Genomic DNA, 21064 nt, shown 5'->3' with positions numbered 1-21064 from the left:
GCGTCTAATCGACGCCTTAAGCCTATTCATAAAGCATATTTGAACGATCTACTCTACTCCTTTTGCCCACCCTGGAATGTGGTTTCATCCTGTTTTACCCGAAATCCGATTTTCTTGGCCTGCTCCAGCAGCTCAGCGGCATTATCCTGCGGCTTATATCCGATTAGTTCTTCCAAGTAGCCAATGTCATAATAATTATCCGTATTGGCTGACGTACCGTACAAATTAAGATAGCTCATCTCCGGACGAGCTTCGATACAGCAGACAGTCAGACGGATCATATCGCGCTCGGAGATCCAAATATGAGCGGCGCGCTCCGAACGGGGCCGATCATCTCCAGGAAAATTTCCGATACGGATATTCATTGAAGATATTTTGCCCTGATCGGCATACAGCCGGCCTAACAGTTCAATGTAGCACTTACTCAATCCATAAAAACTGTCTGGTCGGTAGGGATCTTCTACATCTATGCTTTCGCCTACTTTATAAAACCCTGTGGCATGATTGGAACTGGCAAAAACAATGCGTTTTACCCCATTTTTCACCGCAGCTTCATACAGCTTGTAGGCTCCACTAACATTGCCAGACAGCACTTTGCCGAGGAAATCCCCTTCATCCTTGATCCATGCAAAATGCAGTACCGTATCCACTCCGCGTGTAAGCTCAGCCAGTCGTGCAGCATCATGTATATCCATTTCCACAATCCCTGCCTCTTCATCCCTCTTCACATCAGCAGCGATTATTTCATATTTACCTTCCGCTTTTAGCCCTTCATACAATACTTTCCCAATTGTACCTGCTGCACCTGTAATCAACAATTTTCGTGCCATCGTCCGCATCTCCCTTCTTTGCTTGGTTGTATGCTGTCATCCATATCATAATCTTAACCAACTCCCCAGGGAGGAAACCCCTTAAACTCTCGAATTAGGCAGGTCAAAGCCCACGTAGCTGTGTCTCCTGTCGGCATATAAAAAGGGACCCTGCTACTGTGCAAGAGTCCCTTGTTGTTACTATAGTTTCAAGTTCTATCTTTCAATCTCTTGGTTTCAACTACTACGCTCAAGCTTGTCGTACTACTCTCGCTCTGCGATTAACCAAATAAATGCTAAGCCCGATTAAGATTAACCCGATAAGCAGGAAAGCCGTAATCGCTTCGCCCAGCACCAACGAGCTGACAAACACCGAGATCACAGGCACCAAAAACGTATAAGACGCAACCTTACTCGCATCCCCTGAATTAACAAGTGTGAAATACAGCAACCAGGAAAGTGAAATTCCCAACACCGTGCCGAATATCAGCCCTGACACATACGGGACATTCCATACGATATCCGACCAGTTTTCCGTCACCGTTCCAGCTCCCGTCAGCACGATGCCTCCCAGTGTACATTGGAATGCAACCAGCCACAGCGAATCCACACGCTGGTTTACCTTTTTCACATATACCGTTCCCAATGCCCAGCTCACGGCTGTAATAATGGCGATGATTACACCTGCCACAGCCACATGCCCTGAAAATCCGCCCACACTGACAGCTGCAACGCCCAAAAATCCGATGATCAATCCAATCACCTTGAGTCTGGACATCGCTTCCCCTAGCCACATCCATGCAAAAATACCGACCAACACAGGCTGGAGATATACCAGCACAGAAAACAAGCCGGAGGGGACGTACATTAGTCCCACTGTTTGCAGGCCATAAAACAGTACCACGTTAAAAATACCTGAAATAGCATACACCCGCCAATTTTCTTTCCAACGAATGCGATTCCATCTCGGTACTAAAATCACTCCCAACAGCAGACCGCCCAGCAGTGTACGTAGCCCTGCAAACAACAATGGAGGTGTGAATTCCAATGCCACTTTATAAATGGGCCAAGAAATGCCCCATAATACAACCAGTAGCGCGATCATCATCATCCGCTTGGCTGTCGTTAACTCTCCCATGACGCTATCGCTCCTCTATGAAAAAAATCACTAGACTTTATATACTACGCCTACAGAACAACTTTATCAAACAAAAAATATGTATTGGAAAGCTCCACCTTTCATGCCCGCTTGTTCATCGAGGTATGTCTTCGGACAGAGGAATCCAGTCATTTTCCTATGTTACAATATACCAAAAAGATAGATAAAGCTTATAAGGATAGGAGGTTGTCTGCACTTGATTTATATCATCAAATTTTTGTACAGCTTTGTGCTCCCTCCCGGTTTGTTCATCCTGGTGATGGCAGGGCTCGTGATCTGGCTATGGAAAAGGGCACGTATACCTGCGGTCGTACTGCTTCTTGTCACATTGCTGCTGTATGTTTCCTCGACCAATCTGGCTGGAGATTTGTTAATCAGTAGCCTGGAAAAACAGTACCCACAACCCCGTACCGTTCAAGGCGATGTCATTGTAGTACTTGGGGGCGGAGCCACACAGGGAACCCCCGACATCAATGGACAAGGCAATCTGCTAGGATCTGCGGCTAATCGACTGCTCACTGCGGCCCGACTGCACGAAGCAACAGGCTTACCTATTCTTTTCTCCGGCGGGCAAGTGTTTGGAGACAGTGGTAATGAAGCCAATATTGCGCAAAGGCAGCTACTAGGACTCGGTATTCCGGCAAAGGACATCCTGATCGAAAACCGTTCTTTGAACACACAGCAAAATGCCGTATATACATCGCAAATTTTGGGAAAACATCAACTCACTAGACCTGTTCTGGTGACCTCCGCTTTCCATATGCCACGTGCTGCACTGGAATTTCAGCGTGCAGGCATGCAGGTCATAGCTTATCCTACCGACTATCTGGCAAGTGAAAAGCTGTCACTGTATGCTGGCAAGCTCTCGCCGTCTGCTGGGGCCATGTCTACAACCGGAACAGCCCTCAAGGAATACCTAGGAATTCTTGCATTAAAGCTTAAATAATGTGATGTCTATTCGTATAGCGGCACATAGCACAAACAAGCGTCTTGCGCTCGCAGGTATAAGCCTGTAAGCTAGCAAGGCGCTTGATCTACTCTTATATATTTTAATCCAAGAAAATATCCGATATTTGTTCTTCCGATATGACCTTAAAGCCTTCCTTTTTTAACAAAGCCGAGGTTACCCCGTTACCTGCTATTTTACGGTTTTCGAATGACCCATTATATATTGCTGCTGATCCGCAGGACGGGCTATTTTCTTTTAAAACAACAAATGTTGCGTTAACCTCTCTGGCTATATTCAGGGCTTCGTACGCACCTCTAATGTACATATCGCTGACATCGTTGCCTGAAAACTCGACCACCTTGGCTGTGCCGTTCAGCACATCCTCCCCTGTCCCTCCAACAATCTCAGCAGGCTCTCTCGGAGTCACAAAGCCCCCCAAAAGCTCAGGACAGATTGTCATAGCCTTCTTTTCCTCTACCAACTTCTGAATATGTACATCCAGGCTATCCGTCCCGTTATATCGTACCTTCATGCCCGCCAAACACGAACTTACCAGAATCATTAGTTCCACCTCATATCCATTGCATTCACTATTAAGTAGTTAAAGTATAAACAAATTTTCTCGTAGAGTCATCGTGCGAAAATTTAGACTCGCCACTACGTCCGCGTTCCGTAAGGTTATTCGTCCAGCTGATGTCATAATCATGATCCTGCGCTCTACCCATACCCTTTTGAATTCTGTTCGAAATACAAGTAATGAAAAAAGGCCCTGATTAGGGCCTTCAAATACTGCGGGAGTTCAACGGATCTCCTTTGTCATTTATCCCTTCTGTTTGACTTTCAATGGCCTTGATCAGTCCGATGGTACCGAAGGATATGAGGTCCTCCAAATCTTCACTGGTTTATCAAATTTAAGGAAGGCGGAACGTGTACTCATCCAAAATAACCTGATAAAAACAAGCCGGAGGCGCATGTTGGGCAGCACTACGGCTTATTTTTATTGTTGAGGTTCACCCTGCTCGTAAGTAAGATAAATTCACTCTTGCTATAAGTCGTAATTTAAGATATATTATTAATTAAATAATCAATCATTTAATTAATAAAAGTTTAGTTTAGAGAGAGGGGAATACATTTGGCAAGACCCATCAATGAAGAAAAAAGACTGGAGCGGCGTAAACGTATCCTAGAAGAAGCTGTTGTCCTGTTCGCAGAAAGTGGATATTCTAATACCACAACGGCAATCATTGCGCAGAGTGTAGGAGTGACTCCTGGAACCATTTTTCAATATTTCCCTAGCAAAGAAGCTTTATACTACGCCGCTGTTCTTGAGCCGCTTGCTGATATTCAGGCGAAATCGCTTGCTTGTCTACAACAAGAGGAGACGCCGGGCGTATTGATTAAGAACATGGTGGCAGAACAATTCAACCATATCTACTTCTATATAAATGAATTGCGGCTTGTTCAATCTGTCTTAGGACAACGAATAAGATTCCCTGAACTTACACAGAAGGTCCTTGAAAGTATAAAGGTAATGACAGATGCGATCGAATGCGTCTATGCCAAGGGACAGTTAATGGGAGAATTCAACAAAAGCTTTTCTCCAGCAATGATCTCTCGTGCCTATATCTCTTTCTTAAATGGAGTGGGCTTAACTCTTGCAGAAAGTATTATTCATCATCCCGAGTGGGAAAATCTGAAGGGGCATGCCTTTTATTTGTTCGCACCCATACAACCTAAAGAAAAACTGGAGGAGTCTGAATGAGTCAGGCATCATTACAACCCGATCTGACATTTAACGTTCGTGTAAAAAAACGAAAGAAAATTTTATGGAGCCTAGGGATCGTGCTTTTGCTTGTGATGGCTCTTGTATTTTTTATATCTTATAAAGTAGTAGACACCTTGTTGCACCATCCTAGAGACACTAATGTCAGCTACGGATTGAATATCGATAAAACTCCCTACGAAGAGGTCGAGTTCAAGAGTTTGAAAAATGATAATACGATTAGAGGCTCCTTCTTTCCTGCAAGCGGTCTTTCTGGTAAAGAAAGTAATAAGACAATTATTGTCGTCCATGGATATACGAGCAATCGTTTAGTCAAAGGGCGGACCCAAAAGTTAGTAGAGCATTTCGTTCCGAAAGGCTACAATGTATTGGCATTTGACCTCAGCTCACAAGGTAAATCCGATGGTGATTTGATTACACTGGGCCTCAATGAAAAATACGATTTGCTAGGAGCTGTAAGCTATTTAAAATCGAGAGACCATACGGGTGATAACATTGGAGTTATTGGCTTTTCAATGGGTGCTGCTACTACTTTGCTGGCCGCAAATGAAAATGATGACATCAAAGCCGTAATTGCAGATAGTCCTTTTCGTAATGCTGGTCTATTTCTGAGAGAGGGTTTGCCCTTCTTTTCAGGTTTACCTGCGTTTCCATTCAGTTATACATCGACATGGATGGCAAGTTGGGCCTTTAAGGTTGATCTTGATTCCATATCTCCTATGGATGCGGTAAAAAAGATGCAAGACAAGCCAGTTATGCTTATTCATGGTACTGGAGATCAGCAAATTAGTTATAAAAATACAGAAATTATTTACGAGTCCTTAAAAGATAACCCAAAAGCAGAAGTATGGTACCCGCAAAATACGGAGCACATCGATGCCATCAACCATTACCCCACTGAATATTTCAAAAGAGTAGATCGCTTTTTGGATGAGTATGTAGGAAAATAAATTCAATCCAAGAGAGCCAACTAGCGAAGGAGCTTGTCCTGATGAAGTGAAAATACCCAATAATATCAAGCATTTTTATCCTGTAGTGTAGAAAAACACTACAGGCTTTTATTTGCGTTTTAAATGAAAATACATAGCAAAATAGTTATTATTTAAGCGAAAAAAAACAGTGTACGAGTACTGAGCATGTTGATAAAAACAAAAAGACAAGCGTATGCTGTTCACTGGTCAGGAGAAGATCCTTTTTAGAGATCATTTGAACAAAGACCCGGAATCGAATTAATGAACTAGAAAACAACGCGTTCTCTACATGAGCAACAAAGAATAGTTCATCTGATATTCCCCATCTTGACAGTATTAAAGATATTCGGGAATTAAAGCTTATTGAACGAGTAACCACACTTATAGAAAAATTGCCTAGCGCTTTTCAGCGTAAAGGAGCAGTTGTTTTTATAGGATAGCCTTATATAAGAATATTGGATGGGCAGAGGGGGATGCAATTTAAACACGCCTCTGAAAAGAAGCAAGTAATTGAACTATGAAAAAGACCTAAAAAGGCCCTGTTAAGGGCCTCAAGCGGCTTCATATATCTCCTTATCCATTACCCCTTCTGCTTGTAAAATTCATGGTACAGCTTCATTAATGCACGCTTTTCAATGCGGGACACATACGAACGCGAAATCCCCAGCTCTCTGGCAATTTCCCGCTGTGTTCGTTCCTCTCCTCCGGCTTCTAGGCCGAAACGGCCAATCACCACTTCTTTTTCACGCTCATCTAAAATATCCAGGTTGCGATAGATTTTACTCTTCTCGATTTTAAGTTGTACTTTATCTACAATATCGTCCGCCTCGGTGCCGAGGATATCAATCAAAGTAATTTCGTTTCCTTCCTTATCAGTCCCTATAGGATCGTGGAGAGATACGTCTTTGCGTGTTTTTTTCAGAGATCGCAAATGCATCAGGATTTCATTTTCTATACAACGGGCTGCAAATGTTGCCAGCTTGGTGCCTTTCCCGGTCTGAAAGCTTTCAATGGCCTTGATCAGTCCGATGGTGCCGATGGATATAAGATCCTCCAAATCTTCGCCAGTGTTATCGAATTTTTTCACAATATGGGCCACCAGCCGTAGGTTATGCTCAATGAGTGTGTTACGGGAGTGTGCATTGCCTTCGGCAAACAGCTTTAGGTGTCGAGCTTCCTCTTTCTCAGTCAATGGCTGCGGAAAGGCGTTGTTTTTCACGTAGGAAACGAGTAGCGTCAATTCCTTGATGAACAGAGCGATAGCGCTAAATAGTCCGGGCACGGATGACACCTCCTGAGGTAGTTGCGAACTTACCGGCCTTTGTTACTTACCGGGCTTGCGGTCTGTTTATTGTATGTAGGCAGGTGCCCATCCGTGCCTGTACTCCGAAAACTGCTCCGTAACAATTTGCCGGATATCTTTCTGGAGCAACCTCCAATACTTAATTCGAAGCATAGAGATCTCTTCGACACAAATCAACGCACTCCATATAGCCAGAGGAAAACCCGGGATACGCTTTACATTATTCATCACTTGGTTTCCCCATTTTCTTTCAGTAGAGTATTAACTTCTTTCTAGATATGACAATGGAAGTGGCGAATAGACCATTGTATCTCCATCTTCATCTCGTTTTAAAATAATAGCAAACTCAGCACCATTACTTTCATCGCCTCTTGGCAACGGAAATATCATAGCCGGACAACGCAACTCATAATTATGAGGAAATTCTTTTCGAAAGTTCTCTAAAGCATAATTCAGAATCGCATCTATTTTGTCGGTAAGCACATTAAATCCACCTATTACAAAATCATTATATTCTTGGGAAGCGGTGTACTTCTCAAATAATTTTCTTTTATATTCCTCAACAGTACTAAAACAAACTTCCCAATCCAAAGGGAAAATGCCATCTCCCAAATAATAAGTGTATATTTTCATATTCTATCCATTTCCTTTCTCGCACCTCAACTAGTTATTTATATTCTAAACATGCAACCCCCCGCCCACAATGAACTTGCTTTGCTATTATGATGTTGGACCGCTTAAACACTAGTATGCATTCCATCATCAAGGAATATATTCATAGAGAGTTTCATATAAATGATATGAATCAACCTTTTCGACACATTCAAAAATTAAACTTAAGGAGGAATTTCAACATGGCAAAATTCAGTCAAAATCCAGACGACTATACTTTTTCCGTGGATCCTGTTGTTATAGCAGAGGAAAATGTTTCAACGAACGGAGATTCTAAAAATACTTTTCCGAAAAATGTTTTAATCGATAATAATCTATATTGGGAAAGTAGTTTAAGCGGTAAAGGTGGAGAAATCATCTTCAAATTAGATACAGGTAAGACAATCAATGATATTCTTTTAGCTCAGCCATCTTCTCGAGCTTTTATACTTTCATTTTCTTTTCACGGCTCTAATGACGGAGAAAATTGGTTTAGGTTAGGTGAAGTCGAAGCTTTGCCAACCACTGCAAAAACAACCTATCAATTTAGTAATGAGATTCCTTTTTCATATTATAAAATAATTGTACTTTCATCCGGGATGAGTAGTACAACCTCCTATTATGGTATACGATATATTCAGCTAAAAACCGCACTCATTAATGGCGTTCCTGCCTACAGAGCATCCAATATAAACCCCGCTATTGCGGAATAAGTTAAGTTAGTACACACAAAAAAAGGGGCTGGCCAACGCCGCCCCTTGATTCGTTCTATTTCATTTGAAGCATGTTATAAATCATCTCAGCCGCTTCCGCACGTGTGACCTCCTGCTTGGCCCGAAAGCTACCATCTGGATATCCTTGTACTAAATTTATCTCCGTTAGACCAAGCACATCCTTTCTGGCCCACTCGACAATTTGAGAGGAATCCGAGTATGCACTGCTTTCTTGCTGTGGTGTAGCCTTGATAATGTTATTCACCATTTTAGCCGCCTGCTCACGGTTAATGACCCGATCTGGGCCAAATTCTCTAGTACTAAACCCGCGAGCGACCTGATCTTTAATCGCCGTTTTGAGAAGATCAACGTACCACGCCGATGGATTGATATCCTCGAAACCTAAAGTCACATCTGTTTCGAGCGGTAATTTCAAGGAACGGACCAGCATAGAAGTGAACTCTATACGCGTTACAGGTCTGTTCGGCTCAAACAGCGTGTGGGTTATTCCCTTTACTATACCCAAATCGGCAAGCACATTTATTTTTTCTTTATTAAATATCCGATCAATGTCACTAAAATGATTTGGCTTCTTCTCAACGGTTGAATCCTGAATGTGCTCTGTTTCTATCGGTTCCTTTATAACAGGCTGAATCGGTTTTACACTCTCCGCCCCTCCTGCTCCGCCACCTACGTCCACAGTATTACCCGTTGTTTTTCCATGCGCTTGTTTTGCCTCTGTGCGTTTTCCTTGACTATTTTCTGCCCAAAGTTGAACTGTATACAACTGCTTCTCTTTAAGTTGTCTCCAGATATAGCTTCGATCCTTACCACGATATAGCTCTGTTCCTCCTTCACTGGCAAGGACGAAAATATCATTCTCATGGTCTGATTCCCAATGGATGATAAATTCACTATTCGTTGTTTCCGTCTTCAAAAACGCAAACGCTGGAGACGGCAGCGTCTCGACCTGACCTTCTGTCTGCTTACCTTCACCACTTGTGTTCACTGGCTTAATGGTAATACGATACACTGTAGAACTGTCCAATCCATCTACTTTAAATTCATGGGTGGTCGTATGACCGATAAGCACCTCGTTTTGGTAGACATTGTAGGCATCTGCACCCGAAGCTTCTTTCCACGTAACAACCAAATCGGTATCTGTTACTTCTTTCACTGTCAATCTATTGTCTGGTATTTGACCTGGCAAAGCGCGAAGCGTAAAGGGAGCTATATTACCTACCCCCGTTGTATTCACGGCCTGTATACCAAACGAGTAAATCATACCAGGCTGGATATCTGAAAGCTTAATATGGGCATCTCTGGTGTTAAAAACTTCCCCCGTATCTTTACGGGTTACAGTATATTGAGAAGAGCTCTTGATTTCATCCCAGCTCAGTGAAATCTGGCCACCCTCAAGTTCTGTAACATTAACATTTTGTACTTCAGGAGGAAGTGTCAGCAGCTCACCCAACGCTGGCTGGCTGAAACCACTACTGTTCCCACTGCTCACTTGAAAATCATAGTTTCTCCCACCTGTTAAACCAGATACAACCACACGTGGTTCCGTACTATAATAATTTTGACCGTTGATCGTTACCTTATATTGAGTTGCCCCATCAACCGGGGCCCATATCAATGTGGCATCGTGCTCGCGAACATCTTCAGCTGCAAGTTGCACAGCCGAATCAGGTAGTGTTAATGCCTTGATAGATGTATCTTTACCCGTGCCACTTCGATTGTAGGCTCGTATTTTAATATTGGCAGATCTACCAGCAGGCAAGCCCTCAAACGTATAAGAATGGATACCACGCGCAACCCGCACCTTCGGTTCATCGTTAACATTCAAGATGTATCCTTCAGCCCCCTGCACATCCTGCCACGAAACACCGATAGCATACACATCCTTCGTCACACTCGATAATGTCGTTACTCGATCAGGTAAAGTGATAACTCCCAGATGGGCATAGTCTCCGAATCCTGTTGCATTTTCAGCGGAAACGTTATAACCATACTCTGTTCCCGCCTGAAGATCAGTATCGGTGAATTCTGTATACACATCGTTATAAACCGATACTTCGTCACGTTCTAGGGCGTAGTAGGTGGCAGTGATTACAGAATTCCACTTCAAGTCGATTCCATCTTCTCTTACAGTTACATTCCGAAATCCGTTCGGGCTGTCTGGTAGACTTAAAAAAGATACATGCTTTGCTGTACCCTCTCCAGTGTCATTAATAGCTGATACAGAAACATCGTAATATTTACCAGGCTTCATTCCCGTAATTGGATTATACACATCCTGTGTAACCGTATCCTTAAATATGATTTCTCCCGTACTTACGTCTGCTGCTGTAATATTATATTTGTTAGCTGATGAGACTGGCGTAAAGTCAGCCATGATTTCTGCAGAATGACGAGAGACAGGTCGTAACTGGACATGCTCAGGGGCATCAGGTAACGTTAATATATGGACTCGATTGGAATAGGCATTGCCTCCTACATGATTACTAGAACGGACTTCATATTCGTATTGCCGTCCTCCTTGTAGCCCTCTATCTGTAAAAGAATTTGTCGGATGCGTAACATCCCAAACCTCATTAGTTGTTAGATTTCGGACTGTATAAACGTAACCATTATCAAGACCAGACGGGAGAGTCCACTGCAAATCAGCTTCTGTATTTCGTATGGATGTCGCAGAGAGCACAACCGACTGGGGCTGCCTTTGAATGCGAAGTGCACTGCTGACCGTTTCATAAATGTTACCCACCCTGTCTTTGACCTTGGCATGAACATACCATTCACCTTCATCTGAAAGATCCATCTGGATTGTTGTATCGGCTGAAGCATCCCAGTTTTCTGGTGAATCAGGGCTGTTCGTGATTTTATACTGCATTGTGGATGACTCAATCCCCGAATGCTGATCGGCATATCGTATCCTCACATGAATATGGGTATCTTTCCATTCACGCGAATCCGGCGTCAGTTGAATCGTCGGTGGTTCCAAATCAATATAAGATATTGCGGATACTGGATCACTTCGATTCCCAGCTGCATCTACAGCTTGAGCAGTCAATTTTACGATACCCGAACCATTTAATATTCCAGACGAACCAGACACATAGGTGCCAGAACCCAATTGATATTCATAATGTACTGCTGTAGTATCCGTCGCACCCGATAGAGTAAACTGCACTGGCTTATTGGTATATCCGGTAGGTATCGTCACCTCGGAAAACGTAACTTTCGGAGGCGTTGGCTTGGTTCGATCAATCATGACCGATTGAGTCACGATTGGACTAGACACGTCGAGATTATTGATCGTCCGCGCTGATAATTCGTAAATCCCTTCTGCATTTAATGTAAAAGTACCCTTGTAGGTCAACCACTCCCCTGATGGAATCAAGCGATACTGTGTCATCTTAATTCCATTTGTAAGGTCACTTCCTGAATCAATGGTAATATTCACATCATGGTTCGTTGGGCCTGTTTCACTAGCCCGGATGACAGGAGCAGTCGGTCCCTTTTTATCAATGGTGACTTCTTTGCTTACTTCTTGGCTCACATTACCGACGCCGTCAATGGAGCGTGCATGTACCGTGCTTTTGCCATCTTTATTCACATGAAACACTCCATCATAGTCCTGCCAATCTTGATTCACAACGCCCGTCAAACGAAATTGAGTATGGGCTAGTCCAGAATAATCGTCTGTTCCCGGTTGTAATGAAATCGTATAGTCATTACTGTTTCCCGTTGCGTTTAGGATGGGTGGAGTTGGTGGCATCTTGTCTATTCGGACATTCCCGGAAGAAAGACCACTATACTGGTTATTCACGTCTACTGTCCGGGCATAGATCGTATTTACACCGTGATCATATACAGTAAAGGGACCTGTGTATGGCTGGAATGCTCCTCCATTCAGGCTATATTCATAGTATTTTAGCCCTTCAGGAGCCACGTCCCCATTTATCCACACGGTTACAGGTTCTTTGGTCCATTCTGTGACAGCCTGGCCCTCAGCGCCTGCATGAATCTGCGGTGGTTTAGGCATGAAATCCGATTTGGGAATAACACGGATTCCAAACTTGGATATTTCATTGCTTGTCTGTTGGTTAGTTCCCATCGCTCTGAAATATCGAACATCCCTTAATGTAATAGAGTCGGTGATATCTATCCATTTTCCCTGGTAAAATCTATCGGCATAGAATTTCGTTACATTAGTCCATGTGTATAAGTTCGTTCCGTTAGGCCTCCAACTGTCGCCTGCTGCGTTATTAGATGTATATATATCAGTATGATACGACCCTTCAATGTAAACAAAAATTCTATAATCAGAAGTCTTAATAGATCTTCCAATATCAATAAAACGATTTGTCGGCTGCGTAGTACCATCACATTTATACCTGGCCGAACCCATGCCAGTGTATACTTCCGTTGCTCCTATCCCACTTCCTGACCAAGAGCCCCAACTGTCGCCTCCACCCGGCAAATTGTTTTGGCAAAAAGGTCCTCCCATGATCTCCTGAGTAGCAGCTGATACCCTTTCCGGAAATATGGGAATTATCGTTAATAGTAGGACTACAGCCAAAAATCCGTACACCCACTTCCTATACTTCCTTACCTTTCGCTTATTTTTTCGATACATACACTTCTCCTTACTTTATTTTATTTTCAAAGAGTTTTACAAACTCGCTTCGGATAAAATAGAAAAAGCACCTCAAACGAAGGCGTTAATGCCTAAGTTTGAGGTGCTTCCTCTATATCACGAGTATGTTTTGAAGCTATTATACTTCGTTCCGAGCAAGTTGTAAACAGAACTGACAAATTATTTGAAAGTGTTAATGGACCTGAACGCCTAAGTTCCGAAAAAATCCTCGCATATTCTGCATGTAAGAATCCTGAGTAGCGGAAGATTCCTTAAGAAGATTTTGCATACTGTTCATAAAAGCAGAAGCTGATGTCGTATCCGCTTTGTCAAACCGATTGTTTAGCGGTGTGTTATTGAGCAACTCTGCGTTCTGTCCCGTACGTTCCTTGTATTTCTCAATCCAATCGGGATGTTGAGGAACCTTTTGCGCAAAATTTAACAGTTGGCTCAGCCCATTTCCTCCACCTTTAATATCATTCATGTACGCAGTATATTTTTGAGGATCAACCTGCTTCATCACTTCCGACAGCTTGACATAATCCTCAGGAGCACCTGACGGACGATCTATTGGAGTCGTGTAGCTAATATCTCCGGTCTCTGGATCAGTGGATCGTGTCAAAGCAATACTAGCAATCTGGTTCATGGTTTCCAGAAACTCTTTGGCCTTGTCGCCTTCCATGTAATGATCGGCAATATACTTGGATTGAGTAACTCCCATCTCCAGCAGCACAGCTCGTTGACTCTCATCCGTTACTGTTCCGTCGACGATAAAATTAGATTCAATCATACTGTACACTGCATTAGACACTTCTTCTGGCTGACCTTCCAAAACCCGGTTTAATGAATCATTGATCTGTGTTGTACCGAAATACTTGGCAGCCTGTGATACAATAGCTCCTTCCGCCAACTGTCTACCGGCTTCACTAATCTCCACGGAGTCTTGAACTACCACTCTGGAGACCTGTTCTTCATGAAGCTGGGGTGGTGGAGCTTGCTTGCTTGTCGGATTGATCCGTAAGCTACTTGCATTAAGAATCGCTTGCTGTGCTCTAAGAGGTCCAAAATTCATTCTATTTCCTCCTGTCATGTTTGTAACAGGCAATCTAAGGCGTATGTATAGTGTAATGTGACCCTGTTTCTATATATATCGGACAAAGCATATATGGAATGAACATATGCTTTGTCCTAAAATTGAACAAATATTGAAACGAACTACTTTTGTTTCAGATATAAAATATTCAAGCAACAAGTTACCTTAAGTGTTAGCTTAATAACCCGTCCATCAGCCGCCATAAATACTATAGGCAAAGTGATATACAATATCTGTGTCTATAATCGAAGTACCTGACACCTGAACGGCTACCCCTGATAGATCATAGTAGTGTGTAAAACTGATGGCTCCAGACAGGTATTCCGCTATACTTCCAGTGGAAGATGGCAGGGAAAGAGTCACACTAAAGGCTCCATTCTGGTCCGTATAAGCTGTGCCTGTACGAGTACGATTTCCGCTGCTTTCAGTCCAGTTCTGATTCAACCAAGTCACATCAACAGGCGCATTTGCCACTGGATAACCATCAGTTGTCTTAACTACCCCCTTCACGGTAAGGTTGCTGCGTTGATTAACCCGATAATGACGACCATATGAGTAGTTCGGATAATCATTAGGACCATTAACAGAATCATAGCCGGTAATTTCAATTTTGCCAGCCCGAAGCACTGGCTTCAGTGTAAGTGTGTATAAATGATTGGGTGAATACTGATTGGGTGTGTACACTCGCACATAGTAGGTTCCTGTATTTAAGCTGACATTATGGTTCGTTTGCGGCAAAAGCGCCATTTGGTTTCCTGTAAGAGCTCCGTAGACTTCCGCTTTGTAGCCATAACCGTCCGAAACACTATCAAGCTTTACGTTCAAAGCATCATAATTGCGGCTGGCAGGGATCGTAACTTGGTACCAGTCATTATCAATGCCTGAATGAATGGAGCGTGAATTAAGCGATGAACCGCCCGTACTAAAGGTAAAGTTATAGGCATGGAAAGCACTCTCATCTGGTTCATATGCATCGTAGCTGGAGCTTGTATCGACCGTTAGATAGAAAGGATCATTGATGCTGGAACCCTTTTTGGCATGAACAGCAATCGCATATGCCTTTTCATATCCGGTAGCGTTACGGGTTCCTACGTTCTCAGGAAGTGAGGCAGCCCCCTGTTCATAATTGTTAAAATAAGTACCATAGGTGGATGCGTCAATGGCATTAGGATTAATGTCACCTGTCGTCATATCAAACTCATATAAGTATAAGTCATAGTCAAGCTGGGCTGAAAATGGACCATCCAACTGGGACTGCAACAATTCACCAGGCTGCAAATAGATCGGATATAAAAATTGTGTGCCTCCCTCTTGCGTAATCGTACCGGAATACGTAGCAGAGGAAACTGTGGCTGATGCAGCCATTGGGTTTGCCTTCAGCGAAGAAATGGGTTCCCTTTTCAATGATGTTGTCTCTGGTGTCTTGAAGTTGAGATTTTCTTGCATGACATAAACCGAAGACGTAACGTTGTCTGGCTTGTCTGCTCGCGTTAAACGCTTAATCACGTCTTCATTTCCAGTTGTTAGCTGAATATCGGATTCCACTTTAATCGCTTGATCCGATGTAGCCTCCGTACTTTCACTCGCATTCGCAGTCATTCCGAAAGCAAACAGGAGCATCATGCTTAACATAACTGCAATAGCCTTTTTGAACCTCTTCATACTGAAATCCCCTCTCAAATGGTTTAAGGAATTCCCGCTATCCCCGGATAAACCAGGGTGATTTCTAGGCTGTATGGCTCTATCATAAATCATCTTTGGTTCTATTGGAATATATTATGCAAAACAATTTCTATTTGTAATCTATGAAAACAAGACCATTTTCTTATTCTTGGTGAATAAACATGAAAAGTCGCTCTTTCAGAAATGGAAAGCCTCAGCTAACCATTCAAAAAAAGCGACTCTCATGAATCAAAACTACATTAAAGCATATCTTAATTTCGCAAGCTATAAGCAAACAGATAAACAATGTCCGTCGCACTAATCGAAGTTCCATCGACCTGAGCGGCAACTCCTGTAAGATCATAGTAGTGTGTGGAACCAATTTCACTTATATAATCTACATTTTTTCCTGTCGATTGTGGAAGAGAAAGGGTCACACTGAATTTACCGCTATCATCGGTGTACGTAGAAGCCGTTCTCGTACGGTTACCGCTGCTCTCGGTCCAGTTCTTATCCAGCCATACGACCGTGACAGGAGCATTGGGAACCAGTTGACCATCTGTTGTTTTCACAACACCGTTCACGATCAGACTGCTGCCTCCGTTAATACGATAATGACGACCGTAAGAATATGTCGGATAATCATAATAGCCATTGGAGTTATAGCCGGTAATTTCAATTTTGCCAGCTCGAAGCACTGGTTTAATCGATAGTGTATACAAATGGTCGGCTGAATACTGACTTGTGCTGTACACTCGTACATAGTAGATCCCTGTGTTTAGGGTAACATTATGATTGGTTTGCGGTAGAAGCACCATTTGATTGCCAGTAAGAGCTGCATATACTTCCGCTTTGTACCCATAGCTTTCCGAAGTGCTGTCCAGCTTCACATTTAATGCATCATAATTACGACTGGCCGGCACTGTAACTTGATACCAATCGTTGTCTTTAGCGGAATGGATGGTGCGGAAGTTAATCGAGGAGCCTTTGTCGTTAACCGTAAAATTATAAGCATGAAAGGCACTGTCATCGGGCTCATAGGCATCATAGTTGGAGCTTACAGCTACAGTTAAATAGAAAAGGTCATTGATGCTAGCCCCCTTCTTGGCATGAACCGCAAGCGCGTAAGCCTTTTCAGCTCCGATCGAGTTGCGAGCTCCTACGTTTTCAGGAAGAGAAGCAGCTCCTTGCTCATAATTGTTAACATAATTCCCGTAGTTGGAAACATCTATTGGATTGGAATTAATATCGCCTGTCGCCATATCAAACTCATACAGGTATAAGTCATAGTCAAGCTGGGCTGAAAATGGACCATCCAACTGAGCCTGTAACAATTCACCCGGCTGCAAATAGATCGGATATAAAAACTGTGTGCCTCCCTCTTCTGTAATCGTACCGGAATATGTAGCAGTGGACGCTGTCGCTACGGTCGCTGCGGCTTTAGATGATACTGAGTTTGCACTGGCTTTGAGCGAAGGGGTAACTCTCTTTTTCAATACAGATTTCTGTGGTGTCGCCAAGTTAATATTTTCTGTAATGGTGTACACCGAATCTGTGATACTGGCAGGCTTGTCCGCGCGTGTTAATTGTTCAATAACACTTTCCTTATCAGTTGTTAGCTGCACATTGGAAACTGCTTGAATCGTTTGATCCGTCTTCACCTCTGGGCTTGCACTCGCGTTCGCCGTCATACCGAATGAAAGCAGGAGCATTGAGCTTAGTGTAACTGAAACCACCTTTTTAAATCTTTGCATACTGAAATCTCCTCTCAAATGTATTAAAAAAAATCAACCATTCTCCAAATATATACAGGGAAATTCTAGGATGTCCTTTTCTATCATAAAGTAATTCTGGTTCAAATGGAATATACTTCTTAAAACATTCTTATTTGTAATTCCATGTGAATAGGTTTAGGTTAATCAACTTAATTTTGACACTATTTTACCATAAAAATCCTACCATTCTCTTATTTATACGATATAATCAAATAATATGGATAGTTCTTTAAGACTATTAAATAAATCGAATTACCCATAACATACATAAAAAAGGGGAATACAGATGAAAAAACTTAGCGTGTTTATGTTAGTATTATGTTGCTTCTCCATTTTGGCAGCCTGCTCTACCGATCCGATAAAAAAAGATTTAATCACGTATGTAAATGATGGAATGCTTCCTTTGGCACAAGATGAAAAAGCAGTTACTGATAAGTATGAAGCTGTGACTGGAGATAACTTTACAGATGATGTTACACTATATAATGCTTTAAAAGACGATATCATCCCGGAATACACCAAATTTGTTGATAAGTTAGAAGCTGTAAAGACGGAAACTCCTGAGGTAAGAGCCGTCCACGAAACCTACATCAAGGCCGCCAGTACTCAAAAGGAAGCCTTCATTAAGATGCTCGATGCGTTGGATAAACAGGATCTGAACTTAGTCAATGAAAGTAACACCAAGCTCAGCGAAGGTAGAAAGCTATTCAGAGATTTTGGTGAACAAGTCAACACACTTGCTAAAGAGCATGATGTGGAGATGAATAAGAAATAAATAAAAAACTCCCTTTATGGGAGTTTTTTTATACTTCAGGATTTTGCAAAATCCTCACTTATGAATATTCGAAGCAAATTACCGCTTTACTTAATTCTTGGTCGTAAAATAAATAGACGGTATCCGCCCCACACGCTTGAAAATAATACCCGGTAATGGAACCGATATAGGCAAAAGTCTCACCATTGGGACATTTAGGCACATGAAGCAGATTGGTTTGCTCGAACTGGAGCATCTCTTCCAGAGATTCGTCATATTCCTTGATATAACTCTGAGCCTTGTCAGACTGAAAAGCGATATCATCCAAAATTCCGTTAACTTCAGGGAAATTCAGCCCCCAACCGCTGGTTTGCTTTTCCTCAAAATCACGGGTGAGCTCTTCCACAGACTTTTGGGCCTCCCCAAAGGAGGAATATGGATAAATTTTATTGTTTTCCAGGAAAAATGCTTTGCGAGCTTGGTAGTCTTGTTCATTAGCCATGTACACCTGTTCCAGTCCGTCCAACGCCATAACTTCTCTCTTCATACGTAGGTACGCTTTATCCCCAGTAGATTTCAGCGCTTCATAGGTAGCTTCCAATTGCTCTTTCCGATGAAGACTAAAATAATTCCAGTCTGCTTCGAATTTGTATTTGCCGTCAATTACATCGAAACCCAGCATATCTTCCTTGGTATATGAGGTATGAAATTGCTGAGTATTTTCACCCACACAGCCTTCGTGGATTTCTTTTACGGAAACAAAATGAAGCCACTCATTCTGTTCTGGAAATAAGAACTGGAGATTAATTGAGCAGATTGGCAGAAAGTGCTTGCGGTGATGTTCAAGATTACCAATAAATACGTCCTCATATGCTGGAAACCGTTTGATAAATCTCTCTGGTATGTTCATGGATGCTCCCCCTAAATTGTACGATTCTAGGTTCTATGGTTGCTTTTCGATCCGAAACGTCCCTTCACTGGAAATCACGCTGTAAATTTCATCAAATCCTTCTTCGTAACTTGGGACCTCTAGTTTACTCATTACACTTTTAATACCGATTTCAGGAATATACTCTTTGCCTGTGCGCTGCTCATTACGCTTAATAGATTCTGCAAAATCGGGCTCAAAATAGTAGCCAATAATTTTAAACCCCTTATTTTTACAAGCATCGATATATTTCTTCCGTTCTATAACAGTGGCATTTGTATTGTCTACAACAAAGCGCTGCATTGTTTCAATGGAGGCTTGCAGATAAATATTTTCCCTATTCCGTGTTTTAAGCATATCAAGATTTATTCGCATATGTGTTTTGAAGAAATGTTCTTTATAAAATGTCGACTTGCCCGAAGCCTGAATTCCTATAAAAATGACACACTCCAAATCTACACATCCTTGTCCAAGTATACATATTGGTTAATATAATCTCTATTCTGTGAAAAAATCGGTGTCTCATGATCAACATCCCACTTGCTTCTGACGGCTTCGCCTTTGTTGTACTGTTGTTTGGTAATGCAAATTCCCCGCTTTTGCCAGACTGGAATATCGTTCCAGTTTAGCCCTTTTTCCACAAAAAGCTTGTCTTGTAGCTGATTTCCGTTCAATCCTTCTAATTCTGAATGCCTGAAATGGGCTTGAGCCACCATAGAAATGCTGTTTTTAGTAGCATCTTGCTGTCTCCATAGAAAGTAGTTTGTAACCTCATCCTGGGGCAAGACCCATGCTCTCGCATCAAAAGTGGCTAAAGGCTGACCTGGGTAAACCTTTTGGATCTCCTCATTAAATTTGGCTGTAGCCAGAGAAGCAGATATGGACACCATCTTTTGAAGATTATTTTCAAACCAGGATTGCGTCGTTAATTTGTCATAATTCGTAAGAAGCAGTGAAATTTCATCGCTCTGATGATACACCAGTTTACATCCCATAATGTTATAGGCCAAATATTTACACGTCTCCCATAATGCAAAAATTAGTTTCTCATCAAAAGGTTTCGTCATCCCACGTGTAAAGGTATGAAAATGCGCACCATCAATTCTGATGATTACAGGTAAACGGCGTGGTAGGCTTAATCTATAGGCATTTTCATATTCCTTCATCCTATTTCCAAAATCATTTTTTTTCATAAACTATGTAGGTTCCTTTCATGATCCGTGATTTGCGCATAGAGTAAAACAATGTCTATCTTCCCCAATTGACATATATAAAAATTGTAACAAATTGGCTGATACATCGCTAGGAATTAAGAAAGACAAAAAAAACTTAGCAGATGGATTTGCAGAGTCTTTCATTTTTTCTTGGTATCTATTCTCCAAATGTTAGGCTATAATAATTTCAGATTTTACTTTATTCCGATATGAAAAGGATGATATATATGAGCCAAAATCCATCTTCCATTCCGCGTCCGTTAGTCAGGGCTAATCAATGGGTAATTGTTTTATCTGTAGTTTTCACTTGGATCACAGGGGGATATGGGGTGCTAGTTATTCCTCTTATTGCGGGGTTACTCGGCGTCCTTTTTAACTTCAATCCGGTAATGCGGATAGCCAAGCTTTTCTTGAAGAAAAGCCCCTCCTCGTATGTGCAGGAGGACCGAGAGCAGCAAAGGTTTAATCAGCTTCTTGCCGTCTTTTTTCTGTTGGTCGCTTGGGTAGGATTTATGCTCCAGTGGAGTATTGTCGCTTATGTATTCTCGGCCATGGTCCTGGTGGCGGCCTTGGTGGCTATCCTTGGTTTTTGCATAGGATGTTTTATTCTCTACCAATGGTCCCAATATCAATATCGAAGAAGAAAAAACGTGTAAAC

19 protein-coding genes and 1 pseudogene are annotated in these 21064 nt (G+C 42.2%); 6 read left to right on the top strand and 14 right to left on the bottom strand.

Annotated features, from left to right (window positions below; all coding sequences use genetic code 11):
- Window positions 1-53: 53 nt before the first annotated feature.
- Both NSS66_RS15100 and NSS66_RS15095 read right to left on the bottom strand, forming a co-directional pair.
- Complete coding sequence (locus tag NSS66_RS15100; RefSeq protein WP_340959287.1) at window positions 54-830, bottom strand: NAD-dependent epimerase/dehydratase family protein; 777 nt, start codon at window positions 828-830, stop codon at window positions 54-56.
- A gap of 229 nt (window positions 831-1059) precedes the next feature.
- Complete coding sequence (locus NSS66_RS15095; protein ID WP_209942958.1) at window positions 1060-1947, bottom strand: DMT family transporter; 888 nt, start codon at window positions 1945-1947, stop codon at window positions 1060-1062.
- Window positions 1948-2164: 217 nt separating this feature from the next.
- Between NSS66_RS15095 and NSS66_RS15090 the strand changes: the two genes are divergently transcribed.
- Window positions 2165-2914, top strand: a complete 750-nt coding sequence (locus NSS66_RS15090; protein ID WP_254325220.1) for a YdcF family protein — start codon at window positions 2165-2167, stop codon at window positions 2912-2914.
- Window positions 2915-3017: 103 nt separating this feature from the next.
- Here NSS66_RS15090 and NSS66_RS15085 read toward each other — a convergent pair whose 3' ends face one another.
- Window positions 3018-3479 (bottom strand): DUF523 domain-containing protein, encoded by a 462-nt coding sequence (locus NSS66_RS15085; RefSeq protein ID WP_053325809.1) that lies wholly within the window; start codon window positions 3477-3479, stop codon window positions 3018-3020.
- Between the two features lie 250 nt (window positions 3480-3729).
- Window positions 3730-3819: pseudogene (locus NSS66_RS15080) on the bottom strand (RNA polymerase subunit sigma-70); the annotation flags it as partial.
- 230 nt (window positions 3820-4049) lie between these two features.
- Here NSS66_RS15080 and NSS66_RS15075 point away from each other — a divergent pair.
- Both NSS66_RS15075 and NSS66_RS15070 read left to right on the top strand, forming a co-directional pair.
- Window positions 4050-4679: a TetR/AcrR family transcriptional regulator gene (locus NSS66_RS15075; protein WP_023989549.1), complete on the top strand. Its 630-nt coding sequence runs from the start codon at window positions 4050-4052 to the stop codon at window positions 4677-4679.
- Entirely contained in the window at window positions 4676-5650 is a 975-nt protein-coding gene (locus NSS66_RS15070; protein ID WP_209942960.1) for an alpha/beta hydrolase, read from the top strand. Before NSS66_RS15075 ends, NSS66_RS15070 begins: the two co-directional genes overlap by 4 nt.
- A gap of 601 nt (window positions 5651-6251) precedes the next feature.
- On the opposite strand, the gene sigK is transcribed toward NSS66_RS15070, so the two are convergent.
- From sigK to NSS66_RS15055, 3 genes are all read right to left on the bottom strand, one after another.
- On the bottom strand, window positions 6252-6953 hold the full coding sequence (gene sigK / locus NSS66_RS15065; protein WP_013311218.1) for an RNA polymerase sporulation sigma factor SigK: 702 nt from the start codon (window positions 6951-6953) through the stop codon (window positions 6252-6254).
- A gap of 66 nt (window positions 6954-7019) precedes the next feature.
- Window positions 7020-7202: a hypothetical protein gene (locus tag NSS66_RS15060; RefSeq protein ID WP_023989551.1), complete on the bottom strand. Its 183-nt coding sequence runs from the start codon at window positions 7200-7202 to the stop codon at window positions 7020-7022.
- A 33-nt stretch (window positions 7203-7235) separates the two neighbouring features.
- Window positions 7236-7607, bottom strand: a complete 372-nt coding sequence (locus NSS66_RS15055; protein ID WP_023989552.1) for a hypothetical protein — start codon at window positions 7605-7607, stop codon at window positions 7236-7238.
- Window positions 7608-7828: 221 nt separating this feature from the next.
- Here NSS66_RS15055 and NSS66_RS15050 point away from each other — a divergent pair, with 221 nt between their 5' ends.
- Window positions 7829-8338 carry a discoidin domain-containing protein gene (locus NSS66_RS15050; protein WP_053325811.1) on the top strand — a complete coding sequence of 170 codons (510 nt, stop codon included), beginning with the start codon at window positions 7829-7831 and terminating at the stop codon, window positions 8336-8338.
- A 55-nt stretch (window positions 8339-8393) separates the two neighbouring features.
- Here NSS66_RS15050 and NSS66_RS15045 read toward each other — a convergent pair whose 3' ends face one another.
- The 4 genes from NSS66_RS15045 to NSS66_RS15030 all read right to left on the bottom strand — a co-directional run bounded on the left by NSS66_RS15045 (window position 8394) and on the right by NSS66_RS15030 (window position 17489).
- Window positions 8394-12980 carry a fibronectin type III domain-containing protein gene (locus NSS66_RS15045; protein WP_340959284.1) on the bottom strand — a complete coding sequence of 1529 codons (4587 nt, stop codon included), beginning with the start codon at window positions 12978-12980 and terminating at the stop codon, window positions 8394-8396.
- Window positions 12981-13173: 193 nt separating this feature from the next.
- Entirely contained in the window at window positions 13174-14052 is an 879-nt protein-coding gene (locus NSS66_RS15040; protein ID WP_023989555.1) for a hypothetical protein, read from the bottom strand.
- A 213-nt stretch (window positions 14053-14265) separates the two neighbouring features.
- Window positions 14266-15735, bottom strand: a complete 1470-nt coding sequence (locus NSS66_RS15035; RefSeq protein WP_340959283.1) for a hypothetical protein — start codon at window positions 15733-15735, stop codon at window positions 14266-14268.
- Window positions 15736-16007: 272 nt separating this feature from the next.
- Complete coding sequence (locus tag NSS66_RS15030; RefSeq protein WP_340959282.1) at window positions 16008-17489, bottom strand: Ig-like domain-containing protein; 1482 nt, start codon at window positions 17487-17489, stop codon at window positions 16008-16010.
- A gap of 307 nt (window positions 17490-17796) precedes the next feature.
- On the opposite strand from NSS66_RS15030, the gene NSS66_RS15025 reads away from it, so the two are divergent.
- Entirely contained in the window at window positions 17797-18285 is a 489-nt protein-coding gene (locus NSS66_RS15025; RefSeq protein WP_023989558.1) for a hypothetical protein, read from the top strand.
- A 58-nt stretch (window positions 18286-18343) separates the two neighbouring features.
- On the opposite strand, the gene NSS66_RS15020 is transcribed toward NSS66_RS15025, so the two are convergent.
- The 3 genes from NSS66_RS15020 to NSS66_RS15010 are packed head-to-tail and all read right to left on the bottom strand — an operon-like array spanning window position 18344 to window position 20385.
- On the bottom strand, window positions 18344-19174 hold the full coding sequence (locus NSS66_RS15020) for a siderophore biosynthesis protein (protein WP_160789949.1): 831 nt from the start codon (window positions 19172-19174) through the stop codon (window positions 18344-18346).
- A gap of 33 nt (window positions 19175-19207) precedes the next feature.
- The gene (locus tag NSS66_RS15015) at window positions 19208-19645 is read right to left on the bottom strand and encodes an AAA family ATPase (protein WP_340858299.1); all 438 of its coding nucleotides are present in this window, start codon (window positions 19643-19645) and stop codon (window positions 19208-19210) included.
- A gap of 2 nt (window positions 19646-19647) precedes the next feature.
- Complete coding sequence (locus NSS66_RS15010; RefSeq protein WP_071558449.1) at window positions 19648-20385, bottom strand: tRNA(His) guanylyltransferase Thg1 family protein; 738 nt, start codon at window positions 20383-20385, stop codon at window positions 19648-19650.
- A gap of 248 nt (window positions 20386-20633) precedes the next feature.
- Here NSS66_RS15010 and NSS66_RS15005 point away from each other — a divergent pair, with 248 nt between their 5' ends.
- Window positions 20634-21062 (top strand): DUF4395 domain-containing protein, encoded by a 429-nt coding sequence (locus NSS66_RS15005; RefSeq protein ID WP_160790745.1) that lies wholly within the window; start codon window positions 20634-20636, stop codon window positions 21060-21062.
- Window positions 21063-21064 lie beyond the last annotated feature (2 nt).

It is taken from the genome of Paenibacillus sp. FSL R10-2748, from assembly GCF_038005565.1.
In the GTDB taxonomy this organism is placed as follows: domain Bacteria; phylum Bacillota; class Bacilli; order Paenibacillales; family Paenibacillaceae; genus Paenibacillus; species Paenibacillus polymyxa_B.
The sequence above is the reverse complement of the archived record's forward strand: the minus strand, read 5'-3'. Positions and strand labels throughout refer to the sequence as shown.

What these genes read in the sequence shown, in the direction of transcription:
- NSS66_RS15100 (WP_340959287.1), bottom strand. Translation starts at nt 830, where the DNA reads ATGGCACGAAAATTGTTGATTACAGGTGCAGCAGGTACAATTGGGAAA.
- NSS66_RS15095 (WP_209942958.1), bottom strand. Translation starts at nt 1,947, where the DNA reads ATGGGAGAGTTAACGACAGCCAAGCGGATGATGATGATCGCGCTACTG.
- NSS66_RS15085 (WP_053325809.1), bottom strand. Translation starts at nt 3,479, where the DNA reads ATGATTCTGGTAAGTTCGTGTTTGGCGGGCATGAAGGTACGATATAAC.
- NSS66_RS15070 (WP_209942960.1), top strand. Translation starts at nt 4,676, where the DNA reads ATGAGTCAGGCATCATTACAACCCGATCTGACATTTAACGTTCGTGTA.
- NSS66_RS15060 (WP_023989551.1), bottom strand. Translation starts at nt 7,202, where the DNA reads ATGAATAATGTAAAGCGTATCCCGGGTTTTCCTCTGGCTATATGGAGT.
- NSS66_RS15055 (WP_023989552.1), bottom strand. Translation starts at nt 7,607, where the DNA reads ATGAAAATATACACTTATTATTTGGGAGATGGCATTTTCCCTTTGGAT.
- NSS66_RS15050 (WP_053325811.1), top strand. Translation starts at nt 7,829, where the DNA reads ATGGCAAAATTCAGTCAAAATCCAGACGACTATACTTTTTCCGTGGAT.
- NSS66_RS15045 (WP_340959284.1), bottom strand. Translation starts at nt 12,980, where the DNA reads ATGTATCGAAAAAATAAGCGAAAGGTAAGGAAGTATAGGAAGTGGGTG.
- NSS66_RS15040 (WP_023989555.1), bottom strand. Translation starts at nt 14,052, where the DNA reads ATGAATTTTGGACCTCTTAGAGCACAGCAAGCGATTCTTAATGCAAGT.
- NSS66_RS15035 (WP_340959283.1), bottom strand. Translation starts at nt 15,735, where the DNA reads ATGAAGAGGTTCAAAAAGGCTATTGCAGTTATGTTAAGCATGATGCTC.
- NSS66_RS15030 (WP_340959282.1), bottom strand. Translation starts at nt 17,489, where the DNA reads ATGCAAAGATTTAAAAAGGTGGTTTCAGTTACACTAAGCTCAATGCTC.
- NSS66_RS15025 (WP_023989558.1), top strand. Translation starts at nt 17,797, where the DNA reads ATGAAAAAACTTAGCGTGTTTATGTTAGTATTATGTTGCTTCTCCATT.
- NSS66_RS15020 (WP_160789949.1), bottom strand. Translation starts at nt 19,174, where the DNA reads ATGAACATACCAGAGAGATTTATCAAACGGTTTCCAGCATATGAGGAC.
- NSS66_RS15010 (WP_071558449.1), bottom strand. Translation starts at nt 20,385, where the DNA reads ATGAAAAAAAATGATTTTGGAAATAGGATGAAGGAATATGAAAATGCC.
- NSS66_RS15005 (WP_160790745.1), top strand. Translation starts at nt 20,634, where the DNA reads ATGAGCCAAAATCCATCTTCCATTCCGCGTCCGTTAGTCAGGGCTAAT.